General features: G+C 43.1%; 20 protein-coding genes and 1 tRNA gene. 6 read left to right on the forward strand and 15 right to left on the reverse strand.

Annotation, left to right across the window (positions count from 1 at the left end; translation table 11 throughout):
* Positions 1-13: 13 nt before the first annotated feature.
* From MCUP_RS10055 to MCUP_RS01895, 6 genes are read right to left on the reverse strand one after another with little or no spacing between them, the layout of a single operon-like run.
* Positions 14-175 carry a hypothetical protein gene (locus tag MCUP_RS10055; RefSeq protein ID WP_013736971.1) on the reverse strand — a complete coding sequence of 54 codons (162 nt, stop codon included), beginning with the start codon at positions 173-175 and terminating at the stop codon, positions 14-16.
* Complete coding sequence (locus MCUP_RS01875) at positions 165-806, reverse strand: V-type ATP synthase subunit D (protein WP_013736972.1); 642 nt, start codon at positions 804-806, stop codon at positions 165-167. Before MCUP_RS01875 ends, MCUP_RS10055 begins: the two co-directional genes overlap by 11 nt.
* Positions 803-2,203 carry a V-type ATP synthase subunit B gene (locus MCUP_RS01880; protein ID WP_013736973.1) on the reverse strand — a complete coding sequence of 467 codons (1,401 nt, stop codon included), beginning with the start codon at positions 2,201-2,203 and terminating at the stop codon, positions 803-805. The genes MCUP_RS01875 and MCUP_RS01880 overlap by 4 nt, the downstream gene beginning before the upstream one ends.
* A complete protein-coding gene (locus MCUP_RS01885) occupies positions 2,203-3,978 on the reverse strand; it encodes an ATP synthase subunit A (protein WP_013736974.1) in 1,776 nt (591 codons plus the stop codon). Before MCUP_RS01885 ends, MCUP_RS01880 begins: the two co-directional genes overlap by 1 nt.
* Positions 3,978-4,556, reverse strand: a complete 579-nt coding sequence (locus MCUP_RS01890) for a V-type ATP synthase subunit E (RefSeq protein ID WP_013736975.1) — start codon at positions 4,554-4,556, stop codon at positions 3,978-3,980. The genes MCUP_RS01885 and MCUP_RS01890 overlap by 1 nt, the downstream gene beginning before the upstream one ends.
* Positions 4,557-4,560: 4 nt before the next feature.
* The gene (locus MCUP_RS01895) at positions 4,561-4,863 is read right to left on the reverse strand and encodes a V-type ATP synthase subunit F (RefSeq protein ID WP_013736976.1); all 303 of its coding nucleotides are present in this window, start codon (positions 4,861-4,863) and stop codon (positions 4,561-4,563) included.
* Positions 4,864-4,932: 69 nt separating this feature from the next.
* Between MCUP_RS01895 and MCUP_RS01900 the strand changes: the two genes are divergently transcribed.
* Entirely contained in the window at positions 4,933-7,044 is a 2,112-nt protein-coding gene (locus MCUP_RS01900) for a V-type ATP synthase subunit I (protein ID WP_083808557.1), read from the forward strand.
* Here MCUP_RS01900 and metG read toward each other — a convergent pair.
* Positions 7,037-8,743 (reverse strand): methionine--tRNA ligase, encoded by a 1,707-nt coding sequence (metG, locus tag MCUP_RS01905; protein WP_013736978.1) that lies wholly within the window; start codon positions 8,741-8,743, stop codon positions 7,037-7,039. The genes MCUP_RS01900 and metG overlap by 8 nt on opposite strands.
* Before the next feature lie 66 nt (positions 8,744-8,809).
* On the opposite strand from metG, the gene MCUP_RS01910 reads away from it, so the two are divergent.
* A complete protein-coding gene (locus MCUP_RS01910; RefSeq protein ID WP_013736979.1) occupies positions 8,810-9,724 on the forward strand; it encodes a DNA primase in 915 nt (304 codons plus the stop codon).
* On the opposite strand, the gene pgsA is transcribed toward MCUP_RS01910, so the two are convergent.
* Positions 9,697-10,272, reverse strand: a complete 576-nt coding sequence (gene pgsA, locus MCUP_RS01915) for an archaetidylinositol phosphate synthase (protein ID WP_013736980.1) — start codon at positions 10,270-10,272, stop codon at positions 9,697-9,699. The genes MCUP_RS01910 and pgsA overlap by 28 nt on opposite strands.
* 47 nt (positions 10,273-10,319) lie before the next feature.
* Here pgsA and MCUP_RS01920 point away from each other — a divergent pair, with 47 nt between their 5' ends.
* The 3 genes from MCUP_RS01920 to MCUP_RS01930 all read left to right on the forward strand — a co-directional run bounded on the left by MCUP_RS01920 (position 10,320) and on the right by MCUP_RS01930 (position 11,592).
* Positions 10,320-10,634 (forward strand): hypothetical protein, encoded by a 315-nt coding sequence (locus tag MCUP_RS01920; RefSeq protein ID WP_013736981.1) that lies wholly within the window; start codon positions 10,320-10,322, stop codon positions 10,632-10,634.
* A gap of 83 nt (positions 10,635-10,717) precedes the next feature.
* Positions 10,718-11,152 carry a protein-lysine N-methyltransferase gene (locus MCUP_RS01925; protein ID WP_048057696.1) on the forward strand — a complete coding sequence of 145 codons (435 nt, stop codon included), beginning with the start codon at positions 10,718-10,720 and terminating at the stop codon, positions 11,150-11,152.
* Positions 11,149-11,592, forward strand: coding sequence for a DUF2286 domain-containing protein (locus MCUP_RS01930; protein ID WP_013736983.1), 444 nt, complete (start codon positions 11,149-11,151; stop codon positions 11,590-11,592). Before MCUP_RS01925 ends, MCUP_RS01930 begins: the two co-directional genes overlap by 4 nt.
* On the opposite strand, the gene MCUP_RS01935 is transcribed toward MCUP_RS01930, so the two are convergent.
* Positions 11,593-14,208, reverse strand: coding sequence for a DNA-directed DNA polymerase I (locus MCUP_RS01935; protein ID WP_013736984.1), 2,616 nt, complete (start codon positions 14,206-14,208; stop codon positions 11,593-11,595).
* Positions 14,209-14,473: 265 nt separating this feature from the next.
* On the opposite strand from MCUP_RS01935, the gene MCUP_RS01940 reads away from it, so the two are divergent.
* A tRNA-Arg gene (locus MCUP_RS01940) sits at positions 14,474-14,551 on the forward strand.
* 868 nt (positions 14,552-15,419) lie between these two features.
* Here MCUP_RS01940 and MCUP_RS01945 read toward each other — a convergent pair.
* The 6 genes from MCUP_RS01945 to MCUP_RS01970 form a co-directional block, all read right to left on the reverse strand.
* A complete protein-coding gene (locus tag MCUP_RS01945; protein WP_013736985.1) occupies positions 15,420-17,750 on the reverse strand; it encodes a hypothetical protein in 2,331 nt (776 codons plus the stop codon).
* A 112-nt stretch (positions 17,751-17,862) separates the two neighbouring features.
* Positions 17,863-18,888: an inositol-3-phosphate synthase gene (locus tag MCUP_RS01950; RefSeq protein ID WP_013736986.1), complete on the reverse strand. Its 1,026-nt coding sequence runs from the start codon at positions 18,886-18,888 to the stop codon at positions 17,863-17,865.
* The gene (gene nuoN, locus MCUP_RS01955) at positions 18,885-20,273 is read right to left on the reverse strand and encodes an NADH-quinone oxidoreductase subunit NuoN (RefSeq protein ID WP_048057388.1); all 1,389 of its coding nucleotides are present in this window, start codon (positions 20,271-20,273) and stop codon (positions 18,885-18,887) included. Before nuoN ends, MCUP_RS01950 begins: the two co-directional genes overlap by 4 nt.
* Complete coding sequence (locus tag MCUP_RS01960; RefSeq protein ID WP_013736988.1) at positions 20,273-23,728, reverse strand: proton-conducting transporter transmembrane domain-containing protein; 3,456 nt, start codon at positions 23,726-23,728, stop codon at positions 20,273-20,275. The genes nuoN and MCUP_RS01960 overlap by 1 nt, the downstream gene beginning before the upstream one ends.
* A complete protein-coding gene (gene nuoK, locus MCUP_RS01965; RefSeq protein WP_013736989.1) occupies positions 23,729-24,013 on the reverse strand; it encodes an NADH-quinone oxidoreductase subunit NuoK in 285 nt (94 codons plus the stop codon).
* 1 nt (position 24,014) lies between these two features.
* A complete protein-coding gene (locus MCUP_RS01970; protein ID WP_013736990.1) occupies positions 24,015-24,479 on the reverse strand; it encodes an NADH-quinone oxidoreductase subunit J family protein in 465 nt (154 codons plus the stop codon).
* Between the last annotated feature and the right edge of the window lie 17 nt (positions 24,480-24,496).

Raw genomic sequence — 24,496 nt, forward strand, 5'->3', positions numbered from 1 at the left:
AACTCACCAGTGTTTACTTTGGCAGTTCCTTTAAAGCCTTTCTCCTCACTTCCTCTATAGATTTCCTTTTTAAGTCCAATATCAATGAATATTCCTTGCTTAATCTGTCTTGAATCTCTGAAGTTTTATCATCAAGTTTTTTCTTCAACATGGAAATGAAGGGATTAGCGTCCACTTTCTCTCCTCCTCTGTAGAATTCTCCTTGTAACTTTAAGTCTAACGAATTCCTCCCTGCTCCTGTCATTTAATATGGACCTGATGTACTTTACTGAACTGTTATAAAACGGTAATATTGACGTATCAATAGCGTTTATTAATCTCTGGGTCTTCCTCAGCTCAGCTACGAGGGACCTAATAGTTGATTCCAACTCCACTAGTTTGATAACCTTGACCAACGTAGCCTTCATATTATCAAAGGCCTCAGAAAGGTGAGGAGAGATCTCAACTTCGCTAAATGGCTTAGGTGGAATAGTGCTCTCATCTATCTCAGTGACAGGGATCTTAACGCCGAATATCACTTTCGTAGAACTTCTCAACTGAAGGGAACTGACTTGAGAACTCGCTATCATCTCTATGTTAGAGATACCCTCGTCAACTACTGCCTTTAGATAACTGTCATACACTCCCCTTAAGGCCTCATTCACCTCATTGTAGATCTTTTCGTATTCGTTCACGTAAGTTCTCAAGTATATGAGGAGGACCTCCCGCTTGTTCTCTAAGAGTCTCTTTATGACCCTAATTAGCTTGAGCTGATTCCTCATGCTGATTAGGTTAATCTTAGTTGGGAGTACCTTCCTTGAGCTCATTTCTTACCACGATAGGCTGGATGGTATTTCTTGATGTAATCCATCTTTATGTTTGTTAGCTCCCTCTCTGGAAGTACGGAAAGTATTTCCCAACCGATATCTAAGGTGGTCTCTATGTCTCTGTTCTCGTTAATTCCCTGACTTACGAACTTTCTCTCAAACAAGTCTCCAAACATCAAGTACTTCCTGTCCGTCTCTGATAGGCTGTCCTCACCTATTATTGCGGCCAATCCTCTAGTGTCGACAGCTTTAGCATAAGATGCGAATAACTGATTTGAGACGTCCTTATGGTCGTCCCTAGTCTTCCCTTCTCCTATTCCGTCCTTAGCTAGCCTGGATAAGCTCATGAGAACGTTGATAGGGGGATAGATTCCCTTGTTGTACAGATTCCTGTCCAAGGTTATTTGACCCTCTGTGATGTATCCAGTTAAATCAGGTATGGGATGAGTTATGTCATCGTTGGGCATGGTTAGTATAGGCATCTGAGTTATTGAACCTTTCTTTCCTACCACTTTACCAGCCCTCTCATAAGTCTGAGCAAGGTCTGTGTACATATAGCCTGGGTATCCTCCTCTTCCAGGGACTTCCTCCTTAGACGCGCTGATCTCCCTAAGCGCCTCACAATAGTTAGTCATGTCAATAAGTATAGCCAACACGTGCATATCCTGCTCAAAGGCTAGATACTCGGCTAGAGTTAAGGCCGTCTTCGGAGTCAAAGTCTTCATAACCGGAGGTTCGTTGGCTAAGCTCATAATTAGTGCAACCCTATTTATTGCTCCCGTCTCCTCAAAGAACTTCCTGAAGAACAACGCCTCGTCGTATCTAACGCCTATTGCTCCGAACACGACCGCGAAGTTGCTTTCCTCTCCTCTGACAGTAGCTTGTTTGGCTATCTGAGCGGCTAAAGCGTTAGCAGGAAGACCACTCCCGCTAAAGATAGGGAGCTTCTGTCCTCTTAAAAGTGAGTTCAGCCCATCTATGGCGGAAATACCCGTTTGTATGAACTCCTCGGGGTAATCCCTTGTAGCTGGGTTTATCGGCTCTCCATTAATGTCACGCCTCTCCCCTTTAATGACCATTGGCCCGTTATCTAGCGGATCCCCTAAGGGGTTAAATATTCTCCCCAGCATCTCTTCCGAGATCTTTACCTCCAGTCCCCTACCGAGGAACCTAACCGTGGTCCCTACAGGAGAAATACCCCTAGTTCCTTCAAACACCTGGACTACTGAAATACCTTTCTGAGAGTCTACTACAATACCCCTTCGCTTTTCTCCATTTGCTAACTCCACCTCTACCAGTTCGTTATAAGCAGAGTCAGAAACGCCTTGTACCATTACAAGTGGACCCTTTATCATAGAGATGTTGGAGTACTCCCTAACATTCATGGATGATCCCATTACGCACCAACCTCCTTAAGGATTTCATCAAACTGAGCTTTTAATTTGCTCTCTAATTCGTCATACTTCTCAAGTTCGTTGTTCTTAATTGTTGCCTTCGATCTAATTATGTCAGGAACTACAGTGATCTTTTCAACTAGTTTCCTAACTTGCACTCCCCTCTCAATGGCGGTAGTAGCGTATTGGTTGTAATGATAAATAAGTTTCATTATCTTAGCCTGCTTTTGAGGAGATGAGAAAGCGTCAATGTCATCGTAAGCGTTCTGTTTTAAGAAAGCCTCTTTGATGAGTCTGGCAACTTCCAGCGCTAGCTTATCCTTTTCCGCAAGGGATTCCGGACCTACTAACCTTACGATCTGTTTAAGCTCGTCCTCCCTCAAGAGAGTTCTCACCATGAAGTCTCTCATTGTCTTCCAATCTGGATCGACGTTCTTGATCCACCAGTCTGAGACGAGGTCTACATAAGATGAGAAACCTTGAAGCCAGTTTACAGCTGGGTAGTGCCTCGCCTGTGCCAAAGAAACGTCCAAAGGCCAGAAGACTCTTACGAACCTAAGTGTGGTGCTAGTTACAGGTTCTGTGAAGTCGCCGCCTGGAGGAGATACGGCAGAAGCTAAAGTTACAGATCCATATCTATCAGGATTTCCAAGAGTTCTTACCCTACCCGCTCTTTCGTAGTATTCGGCTATCCTGGAAGACAGATAACTTGGGAACCCCTCTTCGGCTGGCATCTCTTCCATTCTCCCTCCCAGATCTCTGAGGGCCTCAGCCCACCTTGAGGTCGAGTCCGCTACCGTCAGCACGTCATATCCCTGGTCTCTAAAGTACTCAGCCAGAGTGACTCCCACATAGATGCTAGCCTCCCTAGCTGCCACAGGCATGTTACTGGTGTTCGCGACTAAGACCGTCCTTTCCAATAGTGGTCTACCGGTCCATGGATCCTTTAGCTTGGGGAAGCTCCTCAGTTCGTCCGTCATCTCGTTTCCTCTTTCTCCGCATCCTACGTAAATGACTATCTTAGCTTCACTCCACTTTGATAGACTTTGAAGAGTGACCGTCTTACCGCTGCCGAAAGGTCCAGGTATAGCAGCTGTACCCCCCTTAGCCATGGGGAATATAGTGTCTAAAATTCTCACTCCAGTAAGCAAAGGTTCCCTAGGATCCAATTTCTCCTTGAAAGGCCTAGGGACTCTCACAGGCCACTTCTGCATCATCTTTACAGGGACTTCATCTCCTTTCATATCTATTATAGCTACGTTGTCTTCAACGGTATATTCACCTTCAGCTACTATTTCCTTGACCTTTCCGTGAATGTAAGGCGGGACAAGTATTCTATGCTCGACTAACCCAGTCTCCTGAACGACACCTAGTACATCACCGTTTTCTATCGTATCCCCTTTCTTCACTTTTGGAACGAAATGCCACTTTTTCTGTCTGTTTAGGGTGGGGAGCTTTATTCCTCTCTTAATGAATGGAGACTTAGTTATCTCCTTAATCTCCCCTAAAGGCCTTAACAAGCCGTCAAAAAGTTGCCCTAAGAGTCCTGGCCCCAGTTCGACTGAAAGGGGTGCCCCGCTTCCATAAACAGGTTCCCCAGGTCTTATCCCGCTTGTGTCCTCATAAACCTGAATGTAAGCTCTATCCCCTTCGATCCTTGTTATTTCGCCCACCAGTTTAGGTTCACCTACCTCTACTACCTCAAACATCTGCGCGTCCTTCATCCCTTCTGCCACAACTAGAGGGCCGTTAACCCTTGCGACTTTTCCTACTGCCATCACATCTCACCGAATAGAATCTCAGCTATCTTTGGTTTTAAAGACTCAAAAACTTGATCTAATATCAGATTAAGGGAATAATCCCTAGTTAGTCCTAAGTCGGTGTACTCAATTTTAATTCCACCAATGATCTTCTGATCGGCTTTGACCTCGGCCCTTACCTTAAGGCTCTTCACTACTCTCTTAACTTGCTCCACTTCATCAGGAGAGCAGAGTATCACTGAACCGTCTCTGACTTCTCTCCTTAGAACCTCCTCTATACCACTCCTGTATCCCTGAGAGGACTTAACTTTACTTAGAGAGTTAAGGGCTCCTTCATAGACCTTGTCAAGCCAATAATTCTTCTCGCTCAGAATAGCCCTTTTAACCTCAATGTCTAACCTAGCTTTCTCTCCCTCCACCTCTTCCTTAGCCTTTGTGACCATTTCGTTAAGCTTCACGGTGTAATCTCTCTCCACTCTATCTCTTGTTTCCCTCACAAGCTTTAAGGCCTCTTCAAGAGCCTTGTTAAGCTCGCTCTTTATGACCTCTATCTCCGAGTCTATCACTTTTCCCATCAATTCCTCGATTGAAACCATGAGATCACCCGAAACCCAAAGCCTTTAAAACCATCTTCTTTACGTCTATAGGTTTAGATTCAGAGAAAGGCGACGGAATGACCGTGATCAGTGGTTTAGTAAGCGTTGATACTATAGAATCTATCTTCTCCCTGACAGGCTCGTAAATGTCCCTCGTGATCAACACTAGATCAACGTCGTCTCTCTTTTTTATGCTATCGATCTCCTTTTCTAGGATGAAAGGGTCCTCTACAGTTTTCCCCTCAGCTCCCATTGTTTTAAAAAGCGATACCGTATACCTATCTCCTAGCAAAACTATTTTACCCATTACGCTTCCTCATTTGTTATGCAGATTAAATATTTTTAAGATATAACTCATACTTAGCTCGATTGTGTATTGATATTTCCCGAAAACATGCTTAAAGTAGAAATAATATCTCTAATAAGTGAAAAAGATAAGATTACCACGGAGCTGTTGAAGTTCGGTAAAATGGAGGTAATAGAGCCAGCACATCCCATCTCCAACAACAGAGTTGAGGAAGCCAGGAAAGAGCTCACCACAGTTCAAGATCACGTCAACAAGATAAAGCTTATCATGGAGATAGCAGGGACGGTTCTGGAACCAACTGGTAAAATGAAAGTAGACCAGGCTTGGATCGACGAAGCCAGGAAAGTTTCAGAGGAGGCATCTATGGAGGAGTTTAGGTATAAGGAACTTTTAGAGGAGATCGGCAAGCTCAAGGGAGAGATAGACCTATATCAATCCCAACTAAAGGAGGTATCTCCATTCAGTTCAGTAACTACTGAACTGAAAACGCTCTACTCTTTAGAGATCTTAGATGTGGCTCTAGTTGTATTAAATAACGAGCAATTAAAGAAAATCAAAGAAAACAAGCAAGTATTTATTGACTACTCACCTTTGGATGAGGGTAAGTACGCCACTCTACTGGTTTCCTTAAAGGGAGAAACCCCTCTAGATCCAATATTGAAGGAGATTGGAGTGAGGAGATTTGAAACTCCTGACGGAAAGTCTCCGTTTGAAGTGTATAAGGTCATTAACGAAAAGATAGGAGAACTTAAGAAAATACTAGATGAGACCAGAGCTAACTTGATTAAAAAGATTAGACAGAATGAGAAAGAGTTTGGGGAACTATACGGAAAGTTACTTACAGTAAGAGACGCACTAACCCTTCAATCTAAGGGAAGGGTTTCAGATCACTTCTTCCAAGTTGAGGGATACGTCCCAGAGAAGCTTTGGTCAAAGTTGAAGTCTACTTTGAATAACGTTGCGTTATTGGAGGCCGCCTCCCCAAAGAGATTCGGAGAGGAGGAACCACCTACGTACGTTCAATTGCCGAAAAGCGTTTCTGCAATAGAATCGGTTGTTGAGATATATGGAACTCCATCGTACTGGGAGATCTCACCTTTAGTTTTCCTTTTCGTTACTTTTCCCCTTCTGTTCGGGCTCATGTTCCCTGACGTTGGTAACGCCCTGATCCTTCTAATATTTGCGATTTTCTTCCATAAATATGGAGTAAAAAAGGGAAGCAATAACATAAAGAACCTCTCTATTATACTGGGATACTCTTCAGTAGTTGCCATGATAACTGGATTTCTAGCCAGAGATTTCTTCGGACCTCTCCCTGTTGGAGGTTTGAAGGAGATGGGAATAGCAGACGTTAGCGGACCTTTAAATAGCGTATGGCCAGTTCCTGTTAGCGTAACCCGAGCTCTCTCTCCACTCTTACCATTCGGTGAGTACAGCACTAGCACTTCAATAGAACACACTATCATTCTCTCGATTCTATTGGGCGCAATAGCGTTATTTGTAAGCTCTCTACTAGGCGTTATCAATGCGATAAAGAAGAGAGATCGTGAGTTCTTGGTATTTGAGAAGCTACCCCTTTTGGTTCTATACACTGTACCACTTGTTATCTTCGGTTACGGGATAACGGATCCTGCTGATTACTTTGGAAAAGTTGGGGCTTTGCTAAGCTACATACTTCAAAATCTTCTAAACTCTTTCCATCCCGATCTAAGTACCTCGACATCAGCCCTAGCCTACATCTTGATAATCTGGGTTGAACTAGGACTGATATACAATTGGATAGCTAAGGCCATAATACTGAAAAGACACGATAAGCAGTCGACAGGAGGTGCGTTAGCTATGGGGTTCATAGAAGGAGGATTTGAGGCTGCGATATTACTATTGTCTAACACAATCTCGTTCATACGAATTTTAGTGTTTGCGTTAGCTCACTATTACCTATTGTACGCCTTCTCATATATGGCTTACCTAGTTGTAGGTCACCCTAGCCTGTTAGCTATCGGGACCAATCCTGCGTCCATAGTGATCTTGATAATAGGAAACCTATTGGCTATAGGCTTAGAGGGGTTAGTAGTGTTCATCCAAGATATGAGGTTACACTTTTATGAGATGTTTAGCAAGTTCTATGAAGGTAGAGGAAAGAAATTCGAACCTTTGATGGCCTCAGTAGAACTCATTTAAGTAGAGTAGGCCTGTTCCTTTCTACGTCACTTCTTATTTTTTCTATGATTTCTTGAATCTTCTTATCAAAGTCTGTAGGAAGTTTCTTAAACACGGGCTCGGGTTTGCCTATAATATGACCTGGGTCCAACGGCTTCATTAAGCTATCCCACGTTTCAGCCTTAATGTCCAGTCCCAACTGTTGATATATAGCCTCAGCCTTATTTGGAATAATCGGATAAAGCATCAATGCGATAGCCCTCACTACTAAGAAAGTCACATAGAGAGTATTTGCAGCATCCTCCTTTTCCACCTTGACTTTGTCCCACGGTGCCTTCTGATTAATGTATCCGTTAGTTTCTCTAGCTAGAGCAAGGATTAACTCCGTCCCTCCCTTTAACTTTCCTTTCTCAAACATCTCTCCAACTTTCTTCACCGTCTCCCTCATCCTTTCTAGGAGATGCTCATCTATTTCCTTGAAGTTTGTGGGACTTGGAACTCTCCTATCGAAATATCTCATTATCATCGTGATTACCCTATTAACTAGGTTTCCGATATCGTCGTTAAGCTCGGTGTTCACTATCCTTATCACCTCCGTCCAGGTGAAGTTCATGTCCTTCTCCTCAGGTCTCATCCTAATCAAGATGAACCTCCAGTAATCAACATCCATAATGAAAGGTGCCTCATCGATCCATATACCAATCTTCCTGCTTTTACTGAACTTTTGCCCTTCATATAAAAGGTATTCTGTAGCAGCTATAACTGTAGGTAACGTGTAGTCTGTGCTGGAAGCCATAAGCATAGCGGGGAGTATTACCGCATGAAATGGAATGTTATCTTTTCCAATGAAGTAATAGCTTCTTGACGTGTCCTTATTCCAGAACTCCTTCCACTTCTCTGGCTCGCCTCTCTTTGTGAAGTACTCTAACGTAGCCGAGAGATACCCCAAAAGCGCTTCGAACCAAACGTAGATCGTCTTTCCCTCAGCTCCTGGAAAAGGAGCAGGTATTCCCCAGGCGTTATCTCTTGTTAGGCTCCTTGGCTTTAATCCTTCATTTAACCAACTCAACGCTGTTCCCTTCACGTTCTCTGGCATATCTTCCGATGATGTTATCCACTTCTTGATTGGCTCCGAGAACGGTCTCAAGTCAAAGAACCAGTGCTTGGTCCTTTTCATAACTGGCGTGCTTCCACAAATTGCACATTTTGGGTTTATCAGGATTGAGGGCGTCAATAACTTACCGCACCTATCGCACTGATCTCCTCTAGCGTCCTCAAAGCCGCAATATGGACAGATCCCCTTGACAAACCTATCCGGGAGGAATAACTTGTCCTTCTCACAATAAGGCAGCTCCTCCTCCTCTACGGTTATGTATTTAGCTACCCCTAGCAGGAACTCTCTAACGAATTTCTTGTGAACTTCTGATTCAGTCCTAGTGTAGTTATCGAAGCTAATGTTCCAGGTCTTAATGAACAGCTCCTTATCGTATTCGTGGGCTTGATCCGTAAGGCTCTTTGGGTCTACTCCCCTCTTTATTGCCTCGATCTCAATTGGAGTTCCGTGTTCGTCACTACCGCTTACGAAAATAACGTTCTCTTTCCCATATTTGAGACGAGCGTAACGGGCGAAAACGTCTGCAGATAAAATAGAGCCAATTAAGTTCCCCAAATGTGGAACTGATTGAACGTAAGGCCACGCTGAGGCTACCAAGATCTTCATGGAATCACCCTCATGTCACAATGATCTAGTTTGCTTATTAAAGGAATTTGAAATTATTATCTAGAAGTGGTTCTAGACTTAGATAGATATCCTTTCATGCGAAAGGTTGAGGATATATTACAGAGAGAACACGCTATAGACTTGTATACGCTGCTTACCACAGACGGGGAAACAATTAAGGAAGCTAAATCAAGGATCAAAGATATAATACAAGGTAGACCGATCAAGAGGTTGAAGGATTACAGGTCTCCACATCTCGTATTTTACGCAGAGCTATTGATTTTGGGAGTAATCAACGATTTGAGGATCACTGAGAGAATCATAAGGAAAGAAGTAGAGCTAGTGCATAATGACCTCTTAAAAGAAGGTGATGAGGAGTTAACTCAAATAGGCCTATGGCTGGGCATCAACGTTAGATTATCTAGTATAAAATATCATGATGATGGAAAAATTAAAACTCTAAACTATTCCATTCATTTCTTAGAATATTTGAAATCAATAAAGGGGCGTAAAAGAGAATTCAGCTTATCTGATAGGATAGTCAAGTCAGGGTACGTCTACCTTGATAAATCATCTCTGATTAGGCTCTTGAGTTTCAATATCTATAAGAAACTCAGGGATATGATCAAACCCATTTCAATAGATCAAATACCTGAAACTGTTGCTGATATAATAGGAATTAAGGGAGGGAGGATTGCCCCCTGCATTAAAGCCCTCCAGGAGAAGAAAGATAGAGCGAGGGATGAGGCGTTTATACTTGCAGTATATATGTTGAACATTGGTTCCAGCGTCGATTCAGTCATCCCAGTCCTGGAGAGTGCTGGATTTGAGGACCCAATAAAGGCTATAAAGAAGATATATGAAGAGAAGATGATAGTATATTCGTGTTCAAAAATTAGAGATTTAGGGCTTTGCGTAGCCAACTGTGGCACCAGATCTCCCTTACAACTTTATTACGGCAACGCGGATATAACTAAATGAAACCTCTGCCCTAACGTTATTATTGAGGCTATTAACAGGACATAAAAAAGAACCTGCGATATGAGAAAAGAGAAGGGTAATAGAAGTAGAACTAGCGAAACGAGAATTAGCCTTTCCCCCCTCTCTATTAAGCCTTTCCCCTCAGCCTTAATACCTAGCGACTCGGCCTTGGCTCTCAAGTACGATATCGATAAGGAGACTCCGACTAATATGGATGTAAGCAAAGGATCGAAACCTAGAATCGCTAAAGAGGATATAAATAAGGTATCCTCTAATCTGTCAAAGGAGGAGTCAAGGAAGCTACCTTTAGGTCCTGCAGTACCTTTAATTCTAGCTACCTCTCCGTCCAAAGCGTCTAGAAGCGAGGAGATCAGAAGAGCTACTAACCCTAAAATCGGGTTCCTGGTGTAGTAAATCACGGCAATGTATACTACTGACATGAGAAGCCCAATGAGAGTAACCTGATTTGCTGTGAGCCCTAACTTAACCAACCCAGTTGCTACAGGTCTCAGTACCTTTTTTGAAGCCGCCCTTAAGTTAGTTATCATGTTACCACTACCGTTTTAAACTACAGAGTACGTTGAAACTTGAGATTATGAAAGCTAAAAAACTGATCCTCGTAACCTCGGAGAGTCACCCAAACCATAAGGCCTTTCTAGCAATCTCCCAGGACCTAGCTAAGGAACTAAACGTCGAGACTGAAATAAAAATTGAAGATTACTCCTTCCTTTCGGATTACGGCGAGAAGGATGAATTCGGGATGAGCTGGCTACCACAACTTCTATTACAGCTTGAGGACGGAAGGATTTATCCGGTTCTAACCCAGATGCCTTTCGGTAGCGATCTGAAACCTAGCCCAGAACTAGGCAAGAAAGAGGCATTTAACAAAATTAAAAATCTCGTCTCATGAAGAATACCTAAGTGAGATATTTGAGTTCACCCCATAGAGAAGTCCCACACGTGCCATACGTTCCTACACCTGAGAAAGTAGTAATGAAGATGTTGGAGATAGCTAAAGTAGGAAGTGAAGACGTAGTTTACGATCTCGGTTGTGGAGACGGTAGGATAATCATAGCTGCAGTAAAGAACTTCGGTGCCAAGAAGGCGGTTGGTGTTGACCTAAGCGATGAGAGACTAAAGGAGGCAGAGCAAAACGCTATCCAGAACGGAGTAAGAGATAAGATAGAGCTAAGGAAGAATAATTTCCTGGATGAGAGCGTTTCTGAGGCAACCGTGATAACTCTTTTCCTCCTTACTAACGCCAACGAGCTTCTGAAACCTAAGTTCGAAAAGGAACTTAAGCCAGGCACTAGGATAGTCTCTCATGAGTTCGAAATGAAGGGATGGACACCTAAGGAAGTGATAAAGGTCGAAGACGGGAACATGCACCACCTCGTGTACCTGTACGTAATTGGTGAGCACAAATGAAAGTAATTATACTTAAGAGCGAATCCGGAAAGGTTACAGCGGATTACTTAGAGGAGGGAGACATAGGAGATGTGGTGAGGAGAACTGCTGAGAAAGCGCTAAAAGAATGGAATGAGCTGACGTCAGATTTCATCATTATGAGGGATTCTCAAGAGGCTAAGTTGCCCCTCCCTCTCAAACCTGAAATATACGAAAAAACTAAGAACTTCCTTACGGGAAAAGACAAGACGTCTGCTTTTCTTAAGTTGCCCATCTTCATTATAAGTTTCGATAATCAATGGAGGGAGGAGAACTTTCAGGACAGGAAAGTTTACGTGATATCTTATTACCTCACGGAGGAGCTTAAGGGAGACCTTACTAACTACGCTGCCCAAGTAACATCTGAGGAAAAAGAGGAGGAAAAGGAAGAGGGCTTAGAGGAAGACGATTTAGAGGAGTAATCACTTAAAGAAAGAATCAATGGAGGTTACGGATTCTATCCTGTCCCAGCTCACGTTGAGACTTTTTAGTAGCTGTTCAAAAGTACTCCTTACGCTCTCATAATATTTATCCACGTCTATTTCGGAAAGCTTAGCTAGTTGTACTGGCTTTACTCCCTCCTTTCCCTTCACCTTCACGAAACTTATAATGTCTCTTGGTAGAACTTGGATGTTGAGCTCAGCGAGTTGGGCCGCAGCTTTCACGTGTTGTGGGGTGTTCTTATCGTAGGAGTTTACGCTTTTAGATAGCATTACCCTAAACGCCAACTCATCTAGGTTATATTCCTTTGACTTGAGCTTTCTATAGACCTCCTTTACTTGTGCCGTTAGATCAGCTATGGCCTTCTCTAACTCTTCAGGAGTTTGAACCTGGGCCAACCTTTGTTTAGCCTCATTAAACGCCTGTTTAAGGAACTCAGGCGTGTTCCTTTTCTTAGCTAACATTCCCTTAATGTCGACCTTAGAATCTTTGAACACGCCGAAATAGTTCTTTTTCAGTCCTGAGAAGGCGATGAACCTATAGCTCTTATCCACCTCTAGGTCTAGACCGAAGTTCGTTCTTGTCCACTCTACGAGCTTGTCTAGTTTCTCCTTGCTCGGTTGATAGATAAATAAGGAGTCCGTGTCTCCATATACCACTTTCAAACCTAATTTTTCTGCGTAGTCTTTAGTTGATGTGATAACGTATCTACCTAGAGCAGTAACGCTCTCCGCTACGGCCGGTGCATAGAGAGGGAAGCTTTCGGCACCGAACACTCCGTAAGTGGCATTTATGAACACCTTCATACCTCTCTGAACTACGTCATATAGCAATTTCCTTTGCTCGTCTATGTTAGCCTGTTTACCTTTCTTTTTATATATCTTAACCCTGAAGTCTCTTAGTAAACCCGTTACGACTGCTGTTATTCCTGGTCTGTCCATACACACCTCATGGATTTTAGCTCCGCTCTCGTCGCGTATGTCTCTCTTCTTTGTACAACCCTCTATATCAACGGTTTCATAGCTCAAGTTCCAGTTCCTTATGATTGAAGGATATAGAGAGGCGAAGTCTAAGACTACAACGTTGAAGAACACGCCTACTGGAGGGTCAATGACTACTGCCCCCTTATATCCCTTACCCTTGATAACTGCAGCTGTCTTCAAGCCCGATGATCTTTCCATTATCTCCTCTTTGAGAGGGATGAGCCAGTTCCTCTTCCTGTGTTCCCAATAGTACAGGTTCTTTACCCACGCTGAAATCTCGGTCCTGGTCAATTCCTCAACTCCTAGTTTAGAAATCCTAGAGAACAAAACTATCAATTTCCACACTAACTCGTTGTTAAAAGTGGTGAGCTTCAGTGTTATTTCCGAGTCACGAAAGTTGTACTCAACTAGTTTCGACGCGTCAAGATCGCTTATCGACTCATCAAGTTTCACCTTTGACATGCCCAATAGAGCTTGAGCTACCGTATCAAGGTTATATTCTGAGTACTTTCCTTCGAACGCATAGTTTCTCACAGCCTTGTTAAAGAAGAACCTGTACAGGTCTATGTGAATCCCTAGAGTAAATCTCGCGTCCGTCTTTCTCTTGGGTTCCCCCATCTCAAACGGAATCTCTTCTGGGAGGAGACCTAACTTGTATCCTCTAAAGATGAGGTAAGGGATATCGAAGTCGTCTCCATTAAACGTTAGTACCATAGGATATCCTCTCAAGATTTCAAATAATCTCTCCAAAAGCTCCTTTTCGCTATTGAAACTCTCAACCCTCACGTCAGAGTTAACTTTTAAATGAGTCTCCCCTCTACTCAAGACCAGGACCAACTTTAGGCCGTCTGTGCCGGCTAAAGCTACGCTAATTATGGGATACTCTGCCTTATATGGATCAGGTACCCTACCCATCATTGGAGTGAAAACTTCTATATCTAGAGCGACCCTCTTAACTGAGGGTATCTCAGACTCAAAAAGGGGAGCCCAATCTAAAGCCATCTCTTGGGTTATCTTATCTGCATCTCCAAAAGCCTCCTTGACCTCCTTTACGTCAACTTCCGGTCTTATCGCTACTATTTTACCCTTTTTTATTACATACGGCATTCCCGGAATGAGACCGAAATCGTATATGTAATTGTTAAAATACTTGATGTGGGCCTCATATGCCCTGGGGACTGACTCTCTCAACCTCCTCACTGCTAGCGGATCGTTTACCACCACCTTAGTTAGGGAAATCTGATTCCAAGTGTAAGGGTCAATCTTGACTACTTTCTCAAGTCTGACGAAAGACTTATCCTTCACCACTTTGAGATTTTTGTTAACCTGGTCTGGCTCCAGATCCACAAGGAAATAGGACTTGTGTCCAGTGTTGTCATAGAACACGTGTAGCTCACCCGTTTCTGAGTCGTATAGCTTACACTTTGCCTTGCCTAATTTCCCGTCATAATCTACGGAAAGCAGGAAATACTTCCTGTCCTCCTGAGCTTCTTTTAAGGTCTCTCTATTAGTCTTAACTGGTTCTTCTATATACTCCTCCTTCGATTTCCCTTCAATTTTATCCATCTTTCTCTCAGGAAGCGAGAACTCAGTTAGGGTGAGCTGCTTTACCATTAAAATAGTATAAAGTTATAGTTCTTTAAACCTTTAAGGGATATCGGACGTGGGAAAAGTTTATGAATAGTCTTTTCTTTACGTTAACAGAACTCAGACTCTAGCTACTAAACCTCAAGGCGACCTGAGGTTATCCTCATGACTCCTTGGCTTGTAAGTTTCGAAATAAATCTTGTAATCTCTGATGTAAGTTCTCTGCGTTACGGATAGAATTCGCGATTGATTTAATGCTTAAAGCTTATTAATAGTTCGACAAAGGAAGCTTGGACCCGTGGCTCAGCCAGGATAGAGCGCCAGCCTGCGGAGCTGGTGGTCCCGGGTTCAAATCCCGGCGGGTCCGCCATTTAATTAGAGACTGCTAAGAATTTGTTTTAATATAAAGAAGTTTAAATGTTGATAAGTATGAAAATATTAATAACAGAAGATCGTTAAAGATGAGAAACCTCTTCAGTACATAGAAGGCCCGTTCCGTATTACGACGGGAGCTCACGGGATATATCCGAATGTCCAAACTGCGAACTCATATCTGATAGATAATGCATCAATGTATGGAAGTTAGATATGGGAAGCCTTTAGTTCTACCTAAATGAGTTCAACGATCTTTAATGAGTCTAGGAGAGGCTAGGATTGTAGAGCTTAAGAACATGGATTCCGCATTACTTTACATAAGAACGCTCGTCTAAAGACGAACCCAAAACGATCTTTGCGTGTTGTATTATTAAAATATATAATTATATACTAAAAATTTATATCTATCAATATTAATATTTAAAACTGTTAATTAGTAACTCAAAGAACCTCACAGCTCTCTAGAAGAGAATTAAATGCGTTACACGAAATGTGTTTCGTCTATGTATTTTATAGATTTTCTATCATTTTATATTCATTATAGAAATAAAATCGTTTCATAGCGTTTGCCAAAGAGCTCTAAGGGAAGCTCTAAAACACACGAAAAGCTTTCTTAAACGTAACCCAACATTAGATCTCATGGAACAAGTTCGTTTAGATCACGATCACACGATCAATTTAAGCCACTCTCTGTCCTAAAAATATATGGAAATTGAAACCGCGTATAGGTGACTGGGCCTAGTAAGTATTTCGTACATAAGTGATGGTTAGTCATATAATCATATAATTCAGTTGTAAAGAGACTTTCGAGATAAAATACGAGAGTAGAGAAGATCTATATCTAGAAAAAGAAGGAAAAAACTTTAGTATCCTCCACTAGAACTGGTACTTGTCATAGACATTGTAATCTCTGGTAAAGTTAGGACCCAAGGTACTGGTTTAATAAACGATAAATTCACTACAGTTCCGTTTGTGACCAATATGGGGTCTCTAAACAGGTAGCCGTAACCGGTAGGACTGCTTTTACTCGGCCCCCAAGTCCACATTTCTGCCCCCATACTAGGGGTAGTTATTATAGTTATGAAAGGCTTTGAAGCTGTGTAAGAGAACGTAACGTTTCCGTTTATTGCATACGCGAAGACTAACGATGGCACCTGACCTGTAGCAGTGGCTGTAACGTTTAGGGGGTTATAGAAGACCACAGAGAAGTTGTAATTGCTTAACTCGCCTATTGGCGTATTAATTACGGTTCCTGGTTGCACGATCGTTATTATGTTACCAGCTACGATCACCCCTCCCTGTTGAGAGTTGATTACCTCGGTGTAAGCGTTTGTTGGAGTGAGTCCGTAGGCGTTCGACAGCTTAACGGATGAGGCTGGGGAGACCTGGCCTTGAGCGGTGGTTCCAGCCTCAAACACCCAAATCACTGGCTTGAAGAACTGGTTGTTTACCATAACCCCATCTCCATATATCCAATGGTCAGCGAACTTGTATGATCCTCCAACGTAAGTTGTCCCGTTAAATTTACCTCCAAACCAAGTCCAGCTTGTCCAAGTGTTAGGTGCGTAAACTATTGTGATCGCGGGATCGGCTCCCTTAGTGCTATTAACCAATGAGTAAGCTGGTGAGATTTGACCGTTTATAGCAAAGGCGAACGCGTAAGTTGGAGTTAGATTGTTATAATCAGAAGCTGGTGGCAACACGGCCTGAGTGCTCAGCAGTATTAACGAGAAGTTATATAAAGACTCCATAGTTCCGTTAGGGAGTAGAGCGTAAGTTCCAGGTTTAACTATAGTCTCCACAGGGCCTACCTTTAGTATCGCCCCTTGTGATGCGTTAACTAGTACTGTTTGCTCTCCTATTGTGTTGAAGGTTGGTGTGTTAAGGTTGTAAAACATCGTGTCGCTCAGTGCGCTGACCTGGGACACTTTCCAGGTCTGTTTCACAATCTGCCATTGAGCCGAAGTCGAGTTATACATTAGGTATGATACCATGTTCACGTGTACGTCATATATAGCAGGGAATCCAGGTTCCCCTTGATTAACGAACAAAAGGAACGGAGTGTCGTTAGCTATTACCTCAGCGGTTCCAGGACCGCTCGAGTTAAGAATTACGTTAACGCTCAGTGGGACTGCGCTGCCGTTTGGTAATAAGTTTTGAGAGTACTCCATCACAAATACGAACAGGTTATCCCAAGTGTTGAAGAAGTTCTCGATTGAGCCTAGACCTGAGTAGGTACCGTTTTTGAGTCCAGTAGGGAGAACGCCATTGATAGTAAGCGTCGCGCTAGGTGAGAAGTATTGAGCGGTTACGTGACCGGGAAATTCAGCCCCTAATGAGTTGATCTCAGACAACACCTCGGATAGAGCTGTCCACTCTGCCAGTGAATGCTGAGATGGATACCCTGCTATTACTTGAGATGGAGGTAGTTCGTTACCGTTCCAAATCATGTTGGTTATTAATGGGGTTCCCTGAATGTATTGAATAGTTAACGTGATTGAGGCGTTGAACACTTGTAGGTAAATCGGATTGTTAGTTGGAGCAACGAAGTATTGAATAACAGTGGATACCTGGTACGTGTCGTTATTGACCTGTGTTATAGTAGGTAAAGACGTAGTGTAAAAATATACAGTTTCGTATCCATTGAAGAATGACTGAAGCCACGTCAAGTTGAAAGAGCTATATGTATAGCTTCCAGGGAATGGAGTTCCCGTCACTTTAGCTGTGAAGTTAGTAGCCAAATATGGAACTACGTCTGAGTAACTCTCTATAGCTATACCGTCCCAGAACTTGAAAGCTGTGTTCAACGCGGCCCCTTCTTTATATGAGGCTCCTCCAGTGCTCACTTGAGATAGAAGCTGTTCATACATTTGCTTATACATGGTGTAGTTACTCTCGGCTTGCTTAAACATTGATAGATACATACTGTATAAACTGGCGTATTTAGTTGCGTTCTGTTGGGCTACAGCTAACTGGGACTTATAGTTTTGTAAGGTTGAGTTGAGCTGAGAAGTCTCTGAGGTCAGAGCTGATATAGTGCTGTTTTGTTGCTTCACGGTGCTCTGGAGCGATGAAACCTGAGTTTGTAGGGAAGAAAGGGATCCGGACGCTACTGAGTACTCATAAAAACCTATCGCAGCTACTATAAGCAGAACTATTATGACAATTGAGAGTCCTACGATTTTACCATCCATACAGGATCATTGATGCCATATAGAGTAGGCTTAAAAAGAATTTACCCAAATCTGTACTGTTTTGATCAGACCTCACACGGAAACCATCACAGATCAGGCCGGGGTTCACTCATCACTTCAGGCCCTGAACGTAACTTAATAGGGCCGACCTTGTATCCGCACTAGTTTTACCCTTATAACCCTTAAAGTAATGTGAACATATTTGGGGAGGACATCCACCTATCCTTCTATCCCTTAACAACTTAGCTAACCTGATTAAATCTATGAGAGGTGAGACCGCATTAGGGCCGTCTAGGCTTTTCATTGAGATGTCTATCCTCACTTTAGCTCCTAGAGCGTATTCTCCTTCTATAACCATGTAACTTACTCTTCTATCTCCTAAGAACTCTACGTAATCTGAAGTTCCAGCAACCACTTCAACCCCTTCTTGCTGCGAGGAGATGTAAGACGATTTTATCCGTTTCTTTAGATCTTTACGCCAATCTTCTAAGGTGACAAGTGTCTCTGTAGTTCCCGATATGTCTATTTGATAGGATCTGATGACTTTCACTCCCCTCTTCTCGAGGAAGTTAATTATACCGCTATGAAGAGCGGTCCCGCCTATTTGACTTATCAGATCGTCTCCTAAAATAGGAACGTTCATATCTTGAAACTTGGAGCCCATACTTTCGACTAGAGGTGAGGGAGAGGCGTTTATCAGTGCGGATCTCGAATCCAGAGAGGCCTTGGCGTAGAACTCACTAGCCTCATTAGCTCCCGTAGGTAAGAGGTTTAAAACCACGTCAACCCTCTCTTCAGTTAGCGTATTAACCACATCGTCCGGCTTTTGCTTAGACTCTACTATAACCTTGCTTAAAATTCCTAGGTTTCCATCAAGCGTAGGTCCCCTCTTAACGATAACGTCCGACCTCACGTCCACATATTTCTCAACCACGTTAGGCTTCTCGAATATAGCTTGAGACAACCTCTTTCCCACTTTCCTTTCATCGATATCGAAAGCGGCCACTACCTCAATCTCATCGGGCTTGTAGTAAAGATCTAATACTCCAGGTATCACTCCTCCTTGTCTCACGTATTCTATAGCCTGAATTAAGGCCGAGGCTACGTTTCCGCAACCCGCTAAGGCTACCCTTATCAATTTAACACCACCAACACCAATGGAGCCAAAATACCCACAATAATACTCAATATTGCAGCGATTATAACGCTGTCCCTCTCTCCAGACTTAATTACCTTGACGCTCCCCTCTCTAAACATCTCTCTTATTACAGGGATGTAGTAACCAGCGGACGCTGCGCTGTTAATCACACCTATTATGACTAGCCAAGGTAGGAAGTAAGCCGACTCGAACAGGAAAAGCTTCCCCCAAAAACCTAGTATTGGGGGTATCCCTAGCAAGCTCAACAATAAGATCGCTGCGGAGGACGCTAGCGCCTTGTCCGCCTTAGCTAAACCCCTAAGTCCTTCAAGGTTAGTTGTCCCGTTAAGTTTCTCCACATGACTTAGAAAATTAAATAGTCCGGCTTGGGATATAACGTATGCTAGTATTTGAGTGAATATAGCAATTTCTGCGAGTGTAATGTTTATTTGAATCACGGCGAAACCTATCAGGATGAAGCCCATTTGAGCTATGCTACTGAAGGATAGAATTGACGCCACGTCACTTCGAGAGAAGGCCACTATATTGCCTACAACCATGCTAAGTATTGATATTGTAGCAAAAAGCACAACCAAGGCTGTCTCCTCCAGAGATGAAGGGTCTCCTAGGGTTAGGATCTTGAGTAACGGGACTATCCCTACTAGTTTGCCAACGCTGGAAACGAAAGAGATTGACCCTCTGTCAGCCATTGTGTAAACGTCAGGTAACCATCCCTGGAATGGGAAAGCTCCGATCTTAAACATGAAGGACATCGCAAGTAGAGCTATCCCGAGGAGAAGAAGGTCTGGATACGATGCGGAGGAGAAAGCCAGGGAGAGCGTATTAGTGGAGACCACATAGGCTGCGAACCCTAGAATCATGAAAGAGGATGAAACCAAACCTAATATAAGGTACTTTATTCCAGCCTCCACTGATAACCTGTCCTTCCTGAGCATAGTTATAGCGTAAGTGGCGGCTGAAGCTATGGCCCAGCCCGTTAATATTACAAGAACGTTATAGGCGAACGCCATGTAAATCACTCCTAGGTCTGTTAGCATGATAAGCGAGAGCATTGAAGACCTCGTTTTCCAACTTTCCATGTGACCACCCAAACCCACCAGTGCTACCAATGTACCTACTAGAGTTACAAATGAAAGTAAGTATCCAGGTACGTCAAGATATAGCGAACTTGAGAAAAGTGAATAGTTGTAAAGCCTTAGATATAATGAAATCGTCAGAATCGCAAGCGTTAAGATAAGGCTACCAGAGGTCAGGTACAGCGCAGATTTATAATTCTTATCATTATCCATGAAAAGAACCGAGATTGAAGAGAACAAAATTATTATGGAAGTCGCTACGATCGGGACATAAGGAATGAAGCTCATTAAATCACCCCTAACATAACCAGAACTATCACCATCAACAATATTAAGCCGCCGACGTAGAGGCCGACGTAATCTCTCAATAGCCCGGTCTGAATATCTTTAAAGTACTTGTTCCCTGCACTCACCAATACGGAAGGTAATTTGAAATTAAGCCCTTTGTCTATAACTCCGTACTCTAAGGCGTTGTATACACCTGTCGATCCCTTGTACAAGGCCATTCCAAACCTATCCAAGGCAGGATAAATGTACCATCCGTAATAGAAGAAGCTTATGAATGGCTTAAACGAGGAGTACTTGGAGAAGTCCCTTGGAGAGAGGTAGCTAAATACAGCTAAGGCAATACCTAGTAGAGATAGTATGAACTCAACTGGGTCGAAACTAAACCCTGTTGCTAAGAAATGAGACTCCATAAAAGCGGCGATCGAAGTTACGCCCAATCCCAATCCAATAGAAGCCAAAATTAGGACGGTGGGAGAGACCAGCATTTCGGGACTTATGTGTCCTCTTTCTGTTTCCTCCGTTGAGGACTTCCAGAGGAACGTCTTCATAACGTACCTTATAATGTAGATAGCCCCTAAGAACTCAAGGAAGAGATAAATTGTATTGAGTACAACGTTTGGGGCGGTAAGTGAGGAGATGAAAGAGTGAGCCCAGAAACCTAAAAGAGGAGGAACGTTAGCTAAATTGAGCGCAGCTATCAATTGAAGTATGAAAACCCAGGGGATCTCCTTATACAACCTTGGAGAGCTAGCCATATACCTGCTTTCCGTATAGTGTATTACACTTCCCGCGTTCATGAATAAGCTAGCCTTGTAAACCCCATGAGCTATCATCTGAATTAACCCTATTGCTATGCCCGAAAAGAGAAGAATTGGGGTGGAATAGACTATCGAGAGTATTCCTCCAAGCGATGAGGCCAATATCATGAGTGATATTTGATCCGCTGTGGAGTTAGCCAACACGACTTTCTGTTCGTTTGAGACTAAAGCGTTGAAGCTCGTGTAGAGAGCGGTGAACAAGGAGACGCCAGCCATGATCGAGAAGAATAGAAGCAAATTACCTGCGCTGTGACCGTTGACGTTGAAGAAAAGGAAAGGATATGCTAAGAAAGTCAACATAGCCCCCAGATTCACCATTGTGGCCGCGTGAATTAGGGCGCTAACAGGCGTGGGCCCGGTCATAGCTGTAACAAGCCATTGAGTGAAAGGAAACTGAGCGCTCTTAGAGATTCCTCCAAGGAACAGTAATAAAAGCATTGCCAAACCGAACGGAAGGGAGCCCATCTCCCCCAAAAGTTGGAACATCCCGGGCAAATTCGTTAAACTGGTGTATAGGAGGGTAGAACCTGAGAGAGTTGAACCGGTAGTGAGATAAAGAAGGAACCCTAGTCCAAGCAATAAACCTACGTCTCCCACTCTCGTAAAGATCATTGCTCTTATACCCGAAGTAGTAGGTTTAGAGATAAACTCAACGTTTAGCACAAACCTGCCCTTATCGCCTACCAAGTTTTTCTCGTTATCGTCAAGCCAATAACTTATCAGGCCGTAGGAGGCAAGACTGGTACCCTCCCAACCAGCCAGGAACATCAACACGTTATTTGATAAGACCACGGCTAACATGGAGGAAACGAAAAATCCAAAGAACCCCCAGTATCTCCTTAAGACGTTATCCTCCCTCATGTAGCCTACACTGTAAACTCCTATAAAGAATGAGAGAGTAGAGACGAAAACCGCTAAAATCGACTGAAGAAGTGAGGAGGAGAACGAGAAATAACTAAACGTGAAGAACTCGGTAGGAATAAAGAATGTCCTACTTTCGGTTACGCTATTGGCTAAGTTTAACCAGGCTAAAACCATCGAAGTTCCTAACACTACGTTAAGTATCCAACCCCTAACGTCCCTGTTCAATCTAGATGGAGTAACAAGGGCTATGAGTGAACCTATAGCTGGAAGGAAAACTATGAGTGGTAAAGAGAAGTCGCCACCTATTACTCCAACGACGAAGTTAGACAACGAGTTTACTATAATTTGAGGATAGAAGAAAAATACTAGACTCAACACGCTTAGCAAAATCATTGGTAAACTGTACTCAACGATTTTGTCCAAAGATATGGGGTGTTGAGGTCTCCCAGCATAAACCTTTTTGAATAAGTACGTTGCGTAGGCAGATGAAAGACCTATCGCTATAAAAAGACCTGCCGCAACTAATAGGAACCACGAGAGACCTGTCTTACTGACTATCTCCCCTACTGACAGGAGTAGTAAGACCTCGCTGATTAGCCCTATCGTGGGAGGTAAGCCTAATATGTTAAGCAAACCGAGGAAAGACAGCGTGCTATGTAGAGGAGAAGTCTGATAAAGCCCTCCTATTTTGTCTATGTCTCTCTGATGGGCCTCGGTTATGTTGGCCCCAGCGCTCATGAATAGAAGGGCTTTTCCCAATCCATGAGAAACGTAAATGAGAATAGAGGCTATAACGCCTAGAGGAAGGGCTAGTAGAGTGGTCGGTAACCCCATGAAGTACGCCACCGCTGCACCCAACAGCATGTAACCCATTTGGGATACACTTGAGTAAGCCAGAAATCTCTTGAAATCCCTTTGAGCAAGAGCGTTTATACCTCCGTAAATCATGGTAAGTATGGCCCAACCCAAGAAGATGGGGGCTAGGAACTGCATCCCTGGGAAGAGGTAGAAATATATTATTATTACGAAAACCCCCAACCCTACCATGTTAGGACTGAGCAGCACAGATATTGGGGTAGGGGCTTCTCCGTGAGCGTAAGGAAGCCAAACGTTAACGCCAGCCTGAGCTGCCTTCACCATCATGCCTATAACGGCGACCAAGAAGACGGCAGCCCCATATCCTATGAGCGAGTAATCATGGAATTTATTCAGAGCAGTAAATACGTCCATAGTCCCGGTCTCCAGACCTATTATAATGATAGAAGCAAGAAGCAGCACAGTACCTACGTGAGTCCAAATGAAGTAAAGTAAGCTTATTCTCCTTCTGTCACCGTAACCGTATAACATTATTAACAGGAAAGAGGTGACCAAAGCTATCTCAAGGAATATGTATATTTCCAGAAGATTCGTTGAAAGAACTGTATAAAGCATGGCAACGGAGAAGAGAGAATACAAACCGAAGAATAAACCCCAGTTCCCTGAACCAAGTTCCCTGAACCTCTCATCCATGTATCTTAAGGAGTAAGGAACCGTGAGAATAGTAACCGCTAGGATGGTAACTAGAAAAGCGAAGTTTAGATCCGTGACTGTTAATCCGAACGAACCTATAGTGTTAGCTACGTGGAACTCCTCAAATAGACCTCTCCTTGCTAGAAAATAGGCGTTTATGGCTATCGCGACGCCTGAAAGAACCGCCGAGGATTGCTTACCTTTTATAAAAAACACCAAAGACGAAACAACCAAAGATATTATCATTATATATATTCCTAGCATTCAATCCACCTCCAGGGACCCCTTCTGTCTATAATATAAGATTACCGAGGCGAAAGCCACGACCACCTCAGTTAGGGCCATCCCTATAGCAAAAACTGAAAAAATTAGGGGAGTATAAGATTTCCCAACTAGGGCTGACATAGAGAAAATGAGAAGGATCGCAGCGTTAAGTATAATCTCTGACGAGAGAAGAACTCTAATTACGTTCTTGCTATTTAGCAGTCCATATATTCCTATTGCTATAAGGAGGGTAGCAACGACTAGAGCACTATCAACGACTATCATTTTAGTCCCTCCTCGCTAAAGATAGGGCCTCTATCATTGTTGTAAGTAAAGCTACGATAAGGATGAAAGTTGGGAACCAATACTGAGAAATCAGCTTTTCACCGACCACGGCGAGGTTAAGTTGTTCTGGAGTTCCTGAGGGCGTGATAGAACTTGTTGACAACACAAGGACAGCAAAGAACGCTATGGCAGCTACTATAGCCAGACTCGGTGCCCAAGGAGTCTTAACTTCCTTAACTTCTAGCCCTCTAAACATTACTAAAGATATGGAAAGGAAAACTACGGTGGCCCCTACATACAAAATAAGGTGAAAGGCAGAATAAAGAGAGTAAGCGGCCGGATTTATGTCGGCTATCAAGACAGCTACAGATATTCCTAGAAAGGCCAATGAGACTGCTGAATAGAACACATTCTTTGAGTTGACTATAAATAAAGCAGTAGCTAATGCTAAAATTGAAAAAAGCATGAATATCCCTATCTGTA

This window comes from Metallosphaera cuprina Ar-4 (assembly GCF_000204925.1).
GTDB lineage: Archaea > Thermoproteota > Thermoprotei_A > Sulfolobales > Sulfolobaceae > Metallosphaera > Metallosphaera cuprina.

Excerpts from the sequence above, each read along its gene's own strand:
- MCUP_RS01920 (WP_013736981.1), top strand. The coding sequence starts at position 10,320 with ATGAAAGCTAAAAAACTGATCCTCGTAACCTCGGAGAGTCACCCAAAC.
- MCUP_RS01875 (WP_013736972.1), bottom strand. The coding sequence starts at position 806 with ATGAGCTCAAGGAAGGTACTCCCAACTAAGATTAACCTAATCAGCATG.
- MCUP_RS01925 (WP_048057696.1), top strand. The coding sequence starts at position 10,718 with ATGAAGATGTTGGAGATAGCTAAAGTAGGAAGTGAAGACGTAGTTTAC.
- MCUP_RS01960 (WP_013736988.1), bottom strand. The coding sequence starts at position 23,728 with ATGCTAGGAATATATATAATGATAATATCTTTGGTTGTTTCGTCTTTG.
- pgsA (WP_013736980.1), bottom strand. The coding sequence starts at position 10,272 with ATGATAACTAACTTAAGGGCGGCTTCAAAAAAGGTACTGAGACCTGTA.
- MCUP_RS01895 (WP_013736976.1), bottom strand. The coding sequence starts at position 4,863 with ATGGGTAAAATAGTTTTGCTAGGAGATAGGTATACGGTATCGCTTTTT.
- MCUP_RS01930 (WP_013736983.1), top strand. The coding sequence starts at position 11,149 with ATGAAAGTAATTATACTTAAGAGCGAATCCGGAAAGGTTACAGCGGAT.
- MCUP_RS01970 (WP_013736990.1), bottom strand. The coding sequence starts at position 24,479 with ATGCTTTTTTCAATTTTAGCATTAGCTACTGCTTTATTTATAGTCAAC.
- MCUP_RS01935 (WP_013736984.1), bottom strand. The coding sequence starts at position 14,208 with ATGGTAAAGCAGCTCACCCTAACTGAGTTCTCGCTTCCTGAGAGAAAG.
- metG (WP_013736978.1), bottom strand. The coding sequence starts at position 8,743 with ATGAAGATCTTGGTAGCCTCAGCGTGGCCTTACGTTCAATCAGTTCCA.
- MCUP_RS01945 (WP_013736985.1), bottom strand. The coding sequence starts at position 17,750 with ATGGATGGTAAAATCGTAGGACTCTCAATTGTCATAATAGTTCTGCTT.
- nuoK (WP_013736989.1), bottom strand. The coding sequence starts at position 24,013 with ATGATAGTCGTTGATAGTGCTCTAGTCGTTGCTACCCTCCTTATAGCA.
- MCUP_RS01885 (WP_013736974.1), bottom strand. The coding sequence starts at position 3,978 with ATGGCAGTAGGAAAAGTCGCAAGGGTTAACGGCCCTCTAGTTGTGGCA.
- MCUP_RS01890 (WP_013736975.1), bottom strand. The coding sequence starts at position 4,556 with ATGGTTTCAATCGAGGAATTGATGGGAAAAGTGATAGACTCGGAGATA.
- MCUP_RS01880 (WP_013736973.1), bottom strand. The coding sequence starts at position 2,203 with ATGGGATCATCCATGAATGTTAGGGAGTACTCCAACATCTCTATGATA.
- nuoN (WP_048057388.1), bottom strand. The coding sequence starts at position 20,273 with ATGAGCTTCATTCCTTATGTCCCGATCGTAGCGACTTCCATAATAATT.